The organism is Maridesulfovibrio sp., assembly GCF_963666665.1.
Taxonomy (GTDB): Bacteria; Desulfobacterota; Desulfovibrionia; order Desulfovibrionales; family Desulfovibrionaceae; genus Maridesulfovibrio.
This window is the reverse complement of record NZ_OY762999.1, coordinates 4157136-4170759: the sequence shown is the minus strand read 5'-3', so window position 1 is coordinate 4170759 and position 13624 is coordinate 4157136. Positions and strand designations below refer to the sequence as shown.

Here is a 13624-nt window from a genome sequence, read left to right as displayed (position 1 = left end):
ATTTCAAAAATGATTTCACGTGATGAAGCACTTGAACTGCTCAAGTCAAATGTAAAAGAAGAAAACCTGATCCAGCATTCCCTTGAATCCGAGGCAGTTCTCGGCGCATTGGCAGAAAAACTCGGTCAGGATGTGGAACTCTGGTCCATAACCGGACTGCTGCACGATCTAGATTACAGCGAGACTGCCGAGACCCCGGAAAAACACGGACTTATCGCAGCAGAAATGCTCGACGGTAAACTGCCCGAAGAAGCAATTCAAGCCATCCGCGCCCATAACGGCGACATGACCGGAGTGACGCCGCAGAGCGATTTTGATTTTGCCCTGCGTTGCGGCGAAACAGTAACCGGCCTCATCCACGCCAACGCACTCATGCGTCCTGAAAAAATGAATGGCATGGCACCCAAGAGCCTCAAGAAAAAGATGAAAGCCAAGGCCTTCGCCGCCAGCGTTGATCGTGAGATCATCAAAGAATGTGACAAGATCGGCATTGAACTGGGTGACTTTTTCGCCCTGTCCATTGAAGCCATTACCAAAGTCGCACCCGAAGTTGGATTGGAATAAACTAAAATATTTTTAATTGTTTGAACTCCAAACGTTTGTTCCCTGCTGGAACAATCACCCAAAAAAGCGGGCCGACACTTGCCAGAAGTGTCGGCCCGCTTTGAGTTTATTTTATTTACCCCAACCCCCGCCTCCGGGAGTTTCCATGCGTATGATATCGCCCTTCTTGAGCGGCGAATGAAACTTACCGGGCTTCACAATTTCCTCACCATCGCGGATCAGGATATTCTTACCGGGAGTTCCGGGGCTACCGCCCTGCAGGCCGTAAGGCGCATTTACCCGCCGCTCGGAAAGCACAGTGATTTCGCAACTGGAGAGCAGCTCAATCTCACGCACAAGACCGTCACCGCCGGGAATTCTGCCTGCCCCGCCGGTATTCTTGCGGATGCAGTAAGTCTTTACGCGAAACGGATAGCTGTACTCAAGCGCTTCCACCGGAGTGTTCAGGGTGTTGGTCATGTGTGAATGGGTGGCATGCTCACCGCGACAGGTTGCGGATGCGCCCATACCGCCGGCGAGTGTTTCGTAATAGGCAAAAGGCTTGCCGGTACGCTCATCCATACCACCGATGGTCATGTTGTTCATGGTTCCCTGACTTGCTGCGGGGATACGCTGCGGAATGGCTTCAGCCAGCGCACCGAGAACAACGTCAACAACGCGCTGAGAAGTTTCCACGTTACCGCCTGCAACAGCTGCCGGAAAGTTCGCATCGAGGATGGAACCTTTACGGGTCAGCACTTCGATGGGACGCAGAATACCGGCATTGGTGGGTACGTCACCTTCAATGAGTGAACGAAATACGTAAAGCACTGCGGAAAGAGTGATGGAACGTACCGCGTTAACACTTCCGGTAACCTGATCGCCGGAAGCGGTGAAATCGAGCTTAGCACTGTCTCCCTTCACTTCCATGGTCACGGAAATGGGCACATTTTCGCAATCCACGCCGTCACCATCCATGTAATCGGTGAATTGATAGGTTCCGTCAGGGATGGATTTGATAGTGTTTCGGGTGATTGATTCAGCGTAATCGTTCAAGCTGGCAGCGTAAAAATCAACCTTGGCAAGACCGTATTTCGCGATAAGTTCCTTGAGACGGGTAACGCCAGTGATATTAGCCATGATCTGGGCTGCAAAATCGCCTTCGCGTTCCACCGGGGTACGCACGTTGTTGAGCAGCAGGGTCATTACTCCGGGTACGATCTCGCCATTCTCCACGATCTTTACCGGTGGAATGATGATTCCTTCCTGATAAAGGGAAGTGGAAAGCGGCATTGAACCGGAAGCCATACCACCCACATCGGAATGGTGGGCGCGGTTGGCTACGTAGAAAGCAGGCTCGGTGGAACCTTCACAGAAAACCGGAGCAACTAGAGTAATGTCCGGCAGATGGGTTCCGCCTTTGAACGGGTCATTGAGCATGACCATATCGCCGTCTTTAAAATCACTGTGTTCAATAGCTGATTTCACGGAAAGCGGCATGGAACCGAGATGCACCGGAATATGCGCGGCCTGAGCAACCATGTCACCTTTGTGATCGAAAACCGCACAGGAAAGGTCGCGCCTTTCCTTGATGTTGGGGGAGAAAGCGGTACGAGTCAGGGTCACACCCATTTCCTCGGAGATGGCCGCAAACCTGTTCTTGAAAACCTCAAGGAGGATCGGATTCACATTCATTATATATAAACCTCCTGACTACTCGATGTCGAAAATAAGGTTACCGTAAGGATCGACCTCACCCTTGGCAAAGGGCGGGATAACCAGAGTGGAGCTGTATTCGATAATAATTGCCGGACCGTCGACCTTGTTGCCGGGGCGCAGTTTCTCACGGTTGAGAATGCGTGTTTCCATCTTGGTGGAGTCAAATATGGTCTCAGTGGTGCCGAGCAGTGCTTCGGGATCCATTTCAGCAACCAGCGCACCCGCTTCCGGGAACTCCGGCTTGGTAGGCATGCCCTTGGTACGCAAGCGGATATTAACGATTTCAACGGTTTTGTTGTCGTTGCGGTAGCCGTAATTCTGCTTATGCAGGCGGGAGAATTCTTCAATCCAATCACCGCTGAAAGGCACGATAATCTCAAAAGACTGTCCCTGATAACGCATGTCCAGAAAACGCTCGACAATGATGTCATCAGAAGCAAATCCTTCTTCGGCAAGATCAGCACGTCCCTGCGCTTCCAACGGAGCAAAAAGCTCTTCAAGATCCACATCGTTGGTGTTGTGCTGGTCACGCATAACGGTCAGGGAGTAATCCTTGATAACGTCAGCCATGACCATACCTACAGCGGAAAGAATACCGGGGTTGTTAGGAATGAACAGCTTGGGAATGGAGAGCAGCTTGGCAAGGAAGGCACAGTGCATGCCGCCCGCACCGCCGAAGGAGAACATGGTGAATTCGCGGGGGTCAAAGCCGCGTTCAACAGAAATCACGCGGATAGCGCGTTCCATGTTGGTGTTGGCGATATCGAGGATACCTTCGGCCAGTTCAACCGGAGTAAGCCCGGCTTTTTCAGCCATTACTTCCATGGCCTTATTCAGCTTTTCAGTCTCAAGGGACATTTCCCCGCCGAGGAAATGTTCGGGAATGAGGCGGCCAAGATAAAGGTTGGCATCGGTAACGGTGATTTCAGAACCTTTGCCGTAGCAGATCGGTCCGGGATCAGCACCCGCACTTTCAGGGCCTACAGTCAGTGAGCCGCCGGCATCAAGGCGGGCAATGGAACCGCCGCCGGCCCCCACGGTATGGATGTCGATCATGGGAACCTTGACCGGATAATCCTCAATTGCGGACTCCAAGGTCAGGGGCAGCTCTTCATTAATTAATGCAACATCAGAAGAAGTTCCGCCCATATCGAAGGTGATCAGACGGTCATATCCCGCCATCTGCCCGATAGCATGTGCACCGACAGCGCCGCCTGCAGGACCGGAAAGAATGGTCCGTACAGACTCATTCATGGCAGTCTCTGCGGAGATGGAACCGCCGTTGCTCTGCATGATTCGCAGGGGATCATCACCGAGAGTCTTCTGCAACTTAGTCAGATACTTGGTCATTTTCGGTGAGACATAAGCGTTGATAACTGTCGTGGAAGTACGCTCAAACTCACGGAATTCAGCCAGAATTTCATGCGAAACAGAAACAGGGACACCAACGGCGTCCAAAAGTTCGCGCATTCTGTTCTCATGATCGGGATTTAAATATGAAAAAAGAAGACAAAGTGCGACTGATTCAACACCTGAATCTTTAATTCTTTGCAGAATAACTTGCACGTTTTCTTCAGAAAATGGCTCAATTTCATTTCCTTCGTGATCAATTCTTCCGGTTATTCCGAAGCGAAGATCAGAAGGAACAATATGCGGCTTTTTACAAAAAGATAAATCATAGAGGTCGGAACGATTCTGTCGTCCGATTTGAATCACATCTTCAAAACCCTCATTGGTGATCAAAGCGGTCTTTACACCTTTCCGCTCAAGGATTGCGTTGGTGGCGACTGTGGAGCCATGGACCACTTGAACAGCCCGTTCTCCGGCGATATGCTTGATGCCATTAATTACGGCTTCGGAAGGATCGTGGGGAGTTGAAAGACGTTTATGCACGCCCCATTTATCTCCATCCTTATAAATAAAATCGGTAAATGTTCCTCCGGTATCTACTCCAATTATCAGCACTATACATCCTCCGCTAAGTATTTATAAATCGCTCTAGCATGATTTGCTATTTGTCATTTTCATAAGCGTATATTGTTCGATTCGAGCGAACATTACCCAATTTTGTCCACATTTAAAAGATTTTATTTTTGTAAAATTGTGTGTATAAACACTCTTGATTCACAAAATCGTCCCCAAAAACAAATTATCTATTTTTAAAATACTCGCAAAAACCGTTTCCTTTTTTTCGAGTTTTTTAATTTTTACTAAACATTAAAATCTAAATAACGGACATTTTTAAGAAAAGTATTTTTCAAATAACAAAAAAGCAAAAATTCAACACGGAGGTCTCTCATGTTAAAACGGATCATCACTTCCTTACTCATGGTTCTGGCATTTGCCATTTCTGCTCAGGCTGCAGACCTGAAGATGGACTGTAATGCCATCTACGGAGCTACCAACTTCCATTCCCAAGGCGCCAAGCTCTTTGCAGACAAAGTAGCTGAGTACACCTCCGGTTCAGTGCAGATAACCGTCCACCCCGGCGGAAGTCTCGGTTTCAAGGGCCCCGAACTTCTTAAAACCGTTAAAGACGGCACCCTGCCCATGTCCGATATTCTCATGGGTGTTGTTTCCGGTTCCGATCAGGTTTTCGGCGTAAGCTCCATGCCCCTGTTGGCAAAAGACTACGCTGAAGCAAAAAAACTCTACGAAGCAACCAAACCTTATTATGATAAAGCCTGCCGCCGCTGGAATCAGAAAATGCTCTACGCCGCACCTTGGCCTCCCAGTGGACTTTTCACCAAGAAACCGCTGAACAACGTAGCTGACCTCGAAGGCCTGAAGACCCGTACTTACGATAAAAACGGCGCAGAACTGCTCCGCGCAGTTGGTGCCAGCCCCATGTCCCTGCCCTGGGGAGAACTTTATTCCGCACTGCAGACCGGACTTGTTGATTCCGTCCTGACCTCCGCAGTATCCGGCAAAGACGGCAAATTCTGGGAAAACCTTAAATATTTCACTAAAATTAACTACGCATTCCCCCTGAACATGATGGTCATCAACCAGGATTACTGGGATGCCCTGAATCCCAAACAGCAGGAAGCAATGCTCAAAGCTGCTGCAGAAATTGAAGCATACCAGTGGGAGCAGTCTGCAAAAAGCAACGATGATTCTCTCAAAATCCTTGAAGAAAAAGGCATTGTTATTTCAGAACCTTCCAAGGAAATCAGCGACATGCTGAACAGCGATGCCAAGCTTATGCTCGAAAACACCCTCAAAGGTGCAAAGAAAGGTTTTAAAGCAGCCATCAAGGCTTACGAAAAGTAGAATTCTATGCGTGCAATTATCAGGTTAATCGAAGGCCTCTCCATTGGAGGGGCCTTTCTTTCAGCTGCCGGAATGATCTTCATTGTCTGTCTAGTGGTCATTGAAATTTTTCTGCGTTCTGTGCTGAATACATCCACACTTGTTTCCAGTGAATACGGTGGCTATGCCCTCGTTTATCTGATTCTTACCGGTCTTGCTTACACCATGAAAGAGAACGGTCTGATCAGGATCAATTTGCTCACCTCCCATTTTTCCGAGAACGGCAAACGGATCGCTGACATCATTTCCGGACTCATCGGAGCTGCACTCACCGCATTTGCCCTGAATTACACTGTGCAGATGGTCTATGAAACATGGGACCTTGAAATGACAGCGGACACCATTGCCGAAACCCCGCTCTGGATTCCGCAACTGGCTATTCCTGTCGGACTGGCCCTGCTTCTGCTCCAGATTATCGCCTTTATTGCCAGGAGAGCTATTAATGATAAGTGATCCCTTGATGCTGGCCGTTGTCCTTGTAGGGGCTATGGTTATCTTTCTGCTTTTCGGCCTCTGGATCGGATTTTCTCTCTATGCAGCTGCCATCTGCGGCATGCTCTTCTGCAAGATGAACCTGCCGCCGACCATTTCCGTGTGGGATAAAATCGGCGACCTCATGGCTAACTCCCTGTGGAACACCATGAACTCATGGCCCCTTTCGGCCCTGCCCCTGTTCATTCTTATGGGCGAGATTTTGTACCGCACATCCATTTCCACCCGCCTGCTCAACGGGCTGGTGCCATGGCTGTCCAACATCCCGGGCCGCCTCTACCACATTAATGTTGTGGCCTGCTCACTTTTCGCAGCAGTGTCCGGTTCCAGTGCGGCTACTACCGCCACTGTCGGTAAGATTACCTTCAATGAACTTTCCGAACGCGGTTACCATAAGAGCCTTGCCATCGGCTCACTTGCTGGCTCCGGGACTCTGGGCTTTTTGATCCCGCCCAGCCTGATTATGATCATCTACGGCATCCTGTCCGACACATCCATCGGCCAGCTTTTCATTGCCGGAGTTATTCCGGGACTGACCCTTGCTGGTGTATATTCCGTATACATCATTGTGCGTTGCATGATGGACCCCACACTGGTTCCGCAGGACAAGGAAGAGTTCACTACTGCCCAGCGTATTGAATCATTAAAGGATCTTTTTCCGGTTTTCCTGCTCATAACCGTGGTTCTCGGCGGCATCTATGCCGGATTGACCACCCCGACCGAAGCAGCTGTAATCGGTGTTCTCGGTGCTTTAGGTATTGCCTTCTGGTTCAAGAACCTGACTCTTTCCAATTTCAAGGAAGCCCTGCTCTCAGCAGTAAAAACAAGCGGCATGATCTGCTTCATTATCTGCGGTGCGGCCTTCCTTTCTCAGGTTGTCGGATTCCTCGGCATTGCAACAGCACTCAGCAAATACATCGCCACGCTGAACCTCTCACCGTACATGCTCATCTTCGTGCTCGGCATCATGTACGTCATGCTCGGCATGATCCTCGACGGCATATCCATTGTGGTCATGACCCTGCCGATCGTGCTGCCCATTGTAATCGCAGCAGGATTCGACCCGCTCTGGTTTGGTATTTTCGTAGTATTCATGGTTGAGCTGTCGCAGGTAACACCGCCTGTCGGATTCTCCATCTTTGTCATCCAGTATATTACCGGTGACGATGTAAAAGACATCCTCAAGGCGACCTTCCCTTTCTTCGTAATCATGGTTCTGATGGTAATTCTGGTAACAATATTCCCGGAAATTGTATTCTATCTGCCTGAAAAAATGATCGGGACTTAGGAAAATCAAACAAAAAGTCCCCGCAAAGTTAAACTCTGCGGGGACTTTTTTTGCCTGAAATATAGTTTTTAAAACAATTTGGCAGCTACATGTTCGCGAAAATAAGAATACGTTACGTCAAAATCTTCACGGTTGTGCGGCTCAAGGGTAAAAGTCGGTAGGGGATCTATTTCACCTATGCGTGAAATTATGTAATTCCAATTCATACTTCCACGTCCGAGAGCAAGATGTTCATCCTTGCTGCCGTGATTATCATGTAGATGCACATGTTTTATGTGCGGCGCAAATGCATTGAACCAGAGATCAAAATCATCATGTTCTGCTCCTTTGGAAAAAGAAAACCAGTGTCCGAGATCAAAACAGATACCGATATTGTCACGGTCCAAATCTGTTACCAGCCGCACAATGGCGTCCGGTGTAAATTCATAGGTATTCTCAAGGCAAAGCGGCGGATGGTCAGGCCACGAATTGCTCAGGCGGCGAATACCTTCCACGCAATTTGTATAAGAACGTTCAAAAAGAGGCGGCTCAAGCCACGATGTAAATGACGGATGCAAAACCATCCGTTGCGGAGAGAAAAATTTTGCCAGCTCAAAGGCTGTGAGCAAAGTATCGATAGAGGCGTTACGAATGGCAGGGTTCAGGCTGGACGGCTTGAGATCAAGAAACGGCAGATGTACCGTGCATTTCAATTCGGCTTCTTCAAGACGATCCCGTATGGAAATCAGCCAATCCATGCTCAAACATTCATCGCCCAAACAATCCAAGCCTAATTCAGGCTGTATTGAATTTTCAATGAAAAAATCTAGATACTCAGGAGAGTTGTAAATATAGCGCAGGGGGAGATTAACGTAGCAGGTTTCAAATTCTGGCTTCATTACACTTCTCCCTTCCAGCTTATTTCATTTACTGCTCAAGTTTACTCTGCAGATAATCCGTTCCCCTGAACACCATCCGGCCTACCGGAACAAATGTTGTGGTATGACGCATGGTCAAGACCGTTTCCTTTCCGGCCTTAACGTCAAAGGTTTCACCCCATGAAATGGGGATATTATCCACAAAAGGCTGGATCTTGCAACGTTCGCCGTTACTCCAGACATCTTTCAAGACATAGGAGTCAGGGCTGACCTGCCTGACTTCTCCATCTGTCCAGTTGACGAAATCAGACCTGTCTTCTTCGGCTGCCAACTCAAGGGCCTTGATTTCGCGGGGTACTATGGAAATATAAAATTCTGTACGTTCCTTGCCGGGGGTTTCGCGCACAACCCGGTAACGGGAGATACCGTCAGGACCTTTAAGCATGTATTTTTCCATGAAATTGGATGGATCAGCTATAATCTCGTGTCCGACATCCTGACCGCTGTTAACCATTACGGAAGCCACAAAACCCTTGAGGTTGAGAATTTCCTCTTTGCTGCTGCCGAGAATTCCTTCCAGAATAATCTGATCCCCTTCGACCGCCTGCAGAGTTCCCCCGGCGCTTATAAACCGGGGCTGACCATTCAACCAGCAGAGGAAAACCGGACCGTTTACTTCCGGAAGATCAGGCTTGCTGCCCTTCCAGCGCACATTAGCTGAGGCCTGTCTGTTTCCGTCAATACGCACTTCAAGTACCGGAAACTGAGACAAAGCCATACGCGGAGCAGTAAGCAGGTTCAGGTTCGGGCGGTCGCTGGCAAATACAGCCACAGCGGGCTCCAGTTCAGAATCAACCGTAGTCTTCCCGGAAGTTGAAACAGGTGCCCCACGGACCAGCTCAATGCTTTTTCCCCGCAAAGGCTTACCATTGATCAAAACTTCAAAGCCCTGCCCGTTCTGGGATTTAGGAAAAGAAAACTCAGGAACTTCAAGATCGAGACCAAATTCGTGCAACAGGTAGACAGTAGCCCGCAGCTGCTGGCGAACTTTCCAGCCCAGATCCATAATATCCTTGCTGACCTCAACAGCCATGGCCGGAATACCCCGCTCGTGCAGAGCATAGCAGGTCAGGGATTTTAACATTTCCGGATATTGGGTGGCCTTAGCGAAAGTTTTGGTATTGAAAAGTGTAAACCAGTAAGACTTATTATTAATTTCGCTATTAAGCTTATTAATCGTGCGTTCGCACATTTCAGCCAGCTGGATGCCTTTGTAAACAGCGGCATCAATAATTAATGACTGACCATAACGGTTAGGATTGCGCAAGGTATTAACATACTTTGGATTATAAAAACCGCTACCCTCGTGAAGATGGATAAAACCTTCGGCTCCACCGATAAGAAAACGGATCGCCCGGGCAAGGCGATCCTCGTAAAAGCTGTTGTATTCTTTGTCGAAACGACGATTCAAGTCGACGTTTATCTGGCGGGTACGGCGTAAAATGGACGGCTCATTGGCACGGGGGACAATGATAAGATTACCCTTGCGCACGTTGCAGCGGGTCAGCAGCTGGGCAGTAAAAAAACCTGAAAGTTCATCCCCCTGAATACCGCCCTGTACCATGATTGTCGGCCCCGGCTCGTCACCGAAGACCCAGGTAACCCGCAGCGGATATTGCGTACCTTCAAAAAATGTATAGTTCCTTACCTGCTGTGCCGCAGCCGGAAAAGCCAGACACAGCATAAAAAGACTAATTAAGAACGCGCGACAGAGGATATACTTCACTGAAAATCAACTCGCCTTCTTTAGTAGTAATAATCAATCTAATACCGTAAACATCTTTCAGAGACTTTCCGGAAGGAAGCCCAAAACGGGTGCGAACAACCTTAAAACGCTGAATATGAAAAGACATATCATTGGGGTTGGCCTTAATCTGGACCCCCTTACCGTTATTCTCGATCAGTTCGACCGTGGCAAGGCCGCTCAAAGCCGATGCAGTCTGCAAATTGTTAAGATCGAAACTTAAGGCCAGACTGTCTCCGGACTTACGCACCTTAACATTCTCCACTCCGGCACGCATCAGGTTCTTATAGAAAAGCAGTTTATTCAGGTCCACCACAGGTGTGGACTCCACTTTTTTTTCTTCCACCGGAACAGCGGCCAATACAGACTGCAATTCATTAGGATCGTAAGAATCTAAAATCTTGTTGACGTTCTCCAGCCGCTCAAGCTGCACGGAAGCATCGTTAAGAGCCTTCTGCAATTCAATCTTTTCCTGCTTGAGTTGAGCATTCTCATCCCAGAAGGTGTATCCGGCCCATGCACCGGCACCGGCAAAGACAGTCAGCATGAATACAATCCAGAACAAAACCCTCAACCAAAAAGGACTAAGGCGGTAGCGTTTAACGGTGTCATCGTCACGCATGAAAAGAACATTGTACTTGGTATTGCCCATCAGAGCTTTCTCCATTGTTCGTCAACAATCCGCCAACTATCATTCTCAGGGCGGATAACCAGTTTTTTTAATCCCTTATCACTGTATCCGGAAGAGTCCGAATATGTCTGTTTAAAAACAGCTACCAATCCTTTCGGATGTTCACGCAAAGACAGCTTTCCGAACTCTACGAATGCAGGCTTACGTTCTTTCCAGATGGAAGTTTTGTTTTCCCTTATAGAATCTGCTCCCCTCCTGCGCCCTTGTTTGGCATGGGAATCATATAAGGAAATATATTTATCCATATCAGCGGAAAGCCAGCTTTTCTTCCATTCATCAAGAAATTTTAAAACTTCTTCACGCTTGGTTGCGAGATACTTTTTCTTAAGGGAATGGATCGAAGGACCATATTCACGACCGACAATCTTCCACTCTCCATCCACCTTCTGCCAGTAAAGCCTTTTGGAAGATGAAGAAGAAAGCCTGCCGGAGCGATAGTACTGGTCAAACCAGGTTACCCAATAATCAGGACCGCGCAAAGCACGCAGGTTATACAGCTCAATATCTATCCATCCGGCTTGGGAAAAAATTCTTTTCTTCCTATTCTTAAAAGCCTTGAACGGGCTTCTCTCAGACTTGGTAAACAGTTCCGGTGAATAAGCTGAGAAAAAAGCGTCATCACGATCTTCCCAGTCTGCAGCCCATTTATGAACGAGCTTGCCCAGTTCAACAGCCTCAGCAGACTGATCGTCACTGCTGTTGTTCCAGCCTACTTTCTCTCCGATAACAACAGGGGCACCGGGCTGAATATTCTCATCCAAAAAATCCATGTCAGAATTAACTAGAGCAACACATCCCTGAGTATCCATGGGAACAAGTTCTTTTCCACGGCCATGGATCCAAATCCCATATCCGGTCTTACCTTTGATACGGTCCACCGGGTTAGGAAAATCCAAAGGGAAAGCCATGTTCCCATACAGGGTAAAATCTTTAAGCCCGGTGCGTTTACCGGTCGTAAAGTAAATACCTTCAGGGGTCTTGAGATCCCCTTCCACAACCTTGTCACCTGCGACCTGCCCGGTGGCACAAGTTAAACTGGCCTCCGCATGGAGAGGACTTTTGTGAACCAGCAGATGCAGCTTTTGTGATTCCTTATCAACAGCAAGGATATAATCAGGGATCAGCGGGGTCGGGTCAATTACAGGCTCCCATCCCTCAGCAAATGCAAGGGAAGTAAGACCTGCCAGCAACAAAATGGCTGCCGTAAACACTCTAAAAAAATACTTCATTCCCAACCCGACACTCCATCAACTAAAAAGCAATATAACGTAATAACATTAACATATATTAAGGTAGAACCAAAACATCTGCCGAACTTTTGATTCACTAATCAATAGCTTACGCCACTACAAAACTGCAAAAGACGTATTTACAATCAGCTTCCTTACAACACTTTTTCATTATTAAAAAGTAGCTTTTTAAGACCCTAACATGAATGTAAAAGTACTGCAAAAAAGAAGACCCGGCGCAGCCTAAACAACTGCGCCGGGGCTAAAAATCAGTTCAAAATAAAACTTTTCAAGCTATTCACCGAATACTCTTTTGAAGATCATATCTTCATAACGGGTGTAATAGCCCATATCAAAAGCTTCATCGAGGGCACCACTATCAAGGTGGGAATTGATGGTTTCATCCTTGCGCACTTCATCAGGGAAAGAGACCTTGTTCTCCCAGCAGTGCATAGCAACTTTCTGAACCATCTCGTAAGCCTTCTGACGCTCAAGTCCGGTTTCCACCAGAGCGATGAGGACACGCTGGGAGTAGAACAGACCGTAGGAAGCCATGAGGTTGCGATCCATGTTGTCGCCGTTGATCTTCAATCTTTTGATTACGCCAGTCATACGGCTGAGGATGTAATCGGCAAGAATGGTGGAGTCAGGCATGATGACCCTTTCCACGGAAGAATGGCTGATGTCACGCTCGTGCCAGAGAGGCATGTTTTCCATGGAAACAAGACCATTGGTACGCAGCAGACGGGAAAGACCGCAAAGGTTTTCTGCGGAGATGGGGTTCTTTTTATGAGGCATTGCAGAAGAACCTTTCTGGCCTTTGCTGAAACCTTCCTCAACTTCCAGTACCTCGGTACGCTGCAGGTGCCTCAGTTCAACACCGAGACGTTCAATACCGCCACCGAGCATGCCCAGTGCGGTAAAAAAGTCCGCATGGCGGTCACGCTGTACAATCTGGGTGGAAATGGGGTCCACACCGAGACCGAGCAGTTCGCAGGTAATGCGCTCTACTTCAGGATCAAGCATGGCATAGGTTCCCACTGCACCGGAAATCTTACCTACACTGACGCTCTTAAGTGCATCGGCAATACGCTCGCGATGACGGGAGAACTCAGCATAGAAACCGGTCATCTTCAGACCGAAGCTGGTGGGCTCGGCATGAATACCGTGGGTACGGCCCATGCACATACGGCCCTTGTTGGAATGAGCCATTTCCTTGAGGGCTTCCAGAAATTCATCAAGGTCGTCCAGAATCATCTTCCCGGCACGGCTGAGCATAACTCCGTTGGCGGTATCGACAATATCGGAAGAAGTGCAGCCGAGGTGGATGAAACGGGAGGAAGGACCAACCTTCTCTTCCACTGCGGTCAGGAAGGCGATAACATCGTGCTTGGTCTTTTCTTCGATCTCAAGGATGCGATCCAGTTCGAAATCAGCCTTTTCACGGATAATCTCCATGTCTTCAGCGGGGATACGGCCAAGCTTGTGCCATGCCTCGCAAACAGCGACTTCAACTTCGAGCCACACTCTGAAACGGTTTTCCAGAGTCCACAGTTCACCCATAGCGGGACGGGTATATCTTTCAATCATTTTACCAATTCCGGTTAGTTGTTCTGAAAGTAAAGGTAATGTTTAAGACGACCAGGGCCAACCATATTATAAACAGCAGGCCGGGACAAGATACAGGGT

At 48.3% G+C, this 13624-nt stretch carries 11 protein-coding genes; 4 read left to right on the top strand and 7 right to left on the bottom strand.

Annotated features, from left to right (window positions below; genetic code table 11):
• Nucleotides 1-9: 9 nt before the first annotated feature.
• On the top strand, nt 10-564 hold the full coding sequence (locus tag ACKU40_RS19040; RefSeq protein WP_320174355.1) for an HDIG domain-containing metalloprotein: 555 nt from the start codon (nt 10-12) through the stop codon (nt 562-564).
• Nucleotides 565-675: 111 nt separating this feature from the next.
• On the opposite strand, the gene ACKU40_RS19035 is transcribed toward ACKU40_RS19040, so the two are convergent.
• Nucleotides 676-2238 carry a hydantoinase B/oxoprolinase family protein gene (locus ACKU40_RS19035; RefSeq protein ID WP_320174354.1) on the bottom strand — a complete coding sequence of 521 codons (1563 nt, stop codon included), beginning with the start codon at nt 2236-2238 and terminating at the stop codon, nt 676-678.
• A gap of 18 nt (nt 2239-2256) precedes the next feature.
• A complete protein-coding gene (locus ACKU40_RS19030; protein ID WP_320174353.1) occupies nt 2257-4227 on the bottom strand; it encodes a hydantoinase/oxoprolinase family protein in 1971 nt (656 codons plus the stop codon).
• A 333-nt stretch (nt 4228-4560) separates the two neighbouring features.
• Between ACKU40_RS19030 and ACKU40_RS19025 the strand changes: the two genes are divergently transcribed.
• The 3 genes from ACKU40_RS19025 to ACKU40_RS19015 are packed head-to-tail and all read left to right on the top strand — an operon-like array spanning nt 4561 to nt 7354.
• Nucleotides 4561-5535 (top strand): TRAP transporter substrate-binding protein, encoded by a 975-nt coding sequence (locus tag ACKU40_RS19025; RefSeq protein ID WP_320174352.1) that lies wholly within the window; start codon nt 4561-4563, stop codon nt 5533-5535.
• A 6-nt stretch (nt 5536-5541) separates the two neighbouring features.
• A complete protein-coding gene (locus tag ACKU40_RS19020) occupies nt 5542-6027 on the top strand; it encodes a TRAP transporter small permease subunit (RefSeq protein ID WP_320174351.1) in 486 nt (161 codons plus the stop codon).
• Complete coding sequence (locus ACKU40_RS19015) at nt 6017-7354, top strand: TRAP transporter large permease subunit (RefSeq protein ID WP_320174350.1); 1338 nt, start codon at nt 6017-6019, stop codon at nt 7352-7354. Before ACKU40_RS19020 ends, ACKU40_RS19015 begins: the two co-directional genes overlap by 11 nt.
• A 68-nt stretch (nt 7355-7422) precedes the next feature.
• Here the strand turns inward: ACKU40_RS19015 and ACKU40_RS19010 are convergent, their stop codons facing one another.
• From ACKU40_RS19010 to purB, 5 genes are all read right to left on the bottom strand, one after another.
• A complete protein-coding gene (locus tag ACKU40_RS19010) occupies nt 7423-8232 on the bottom strand; it encodes a sugar phosphate isomerase/epimerase family protein (protein WP_320174349.1) in 810 nt (269 codons plus the stop codon).
• A 28-nt stretch (nt 8233-8260) separates the two neighbouring features.
• Complete coding sequence (locus ACKU40_RS19005) at nt 8261-9955, bottom strand: M99 family carboxypeptidase catalytic domain-containing protein (RefSeq protein WP_320174348.1); 1695 nt, start codon at nt 9953-9955, stop codon at nt 8261-8263.
• Between the two features lie 7 nt (nt 9956-9962).
• Nucleotides 9963-10667: a hypothetical protein gene (locus ACKU40_RS19000; RefSeq protein WP_320174347.1), complete on the bottom strand. Its 705-nt coding sequence runs from the start codon at nt 10665-10667 to the stop codon at nt 9963-9965.
• Complete coding sequence (locus ACKU40_RS18995; RefSeq protein ID WP_320174346.1) at nt 10667-11935, bottom strand: L,D-transpeptidase family protein; 1269 nt, start codon at nt 11933-11935, stop codon at nt 10667-10669. Before ACKU40_RS18995 ends, ACKU40_RS19000 begins: the two co-directional genes overlap by 1 nt.
• Nucleotides 11936-12229: 294 nt before the next feature.
• Nucleotides 12230-13525 (bottom strand): adenylosuccinate lyase, encoded by a 1296-nt coding sequence (purB, locus tag ACKU40_RS18990; RefSeq protein ID WP_320174345.1) that lies wholly within the window; start codon nt 13523-13525, stop codon nt 12230-12232.
• Nucleotides 13526-13624: the final 99 nt, after the last annotated feature.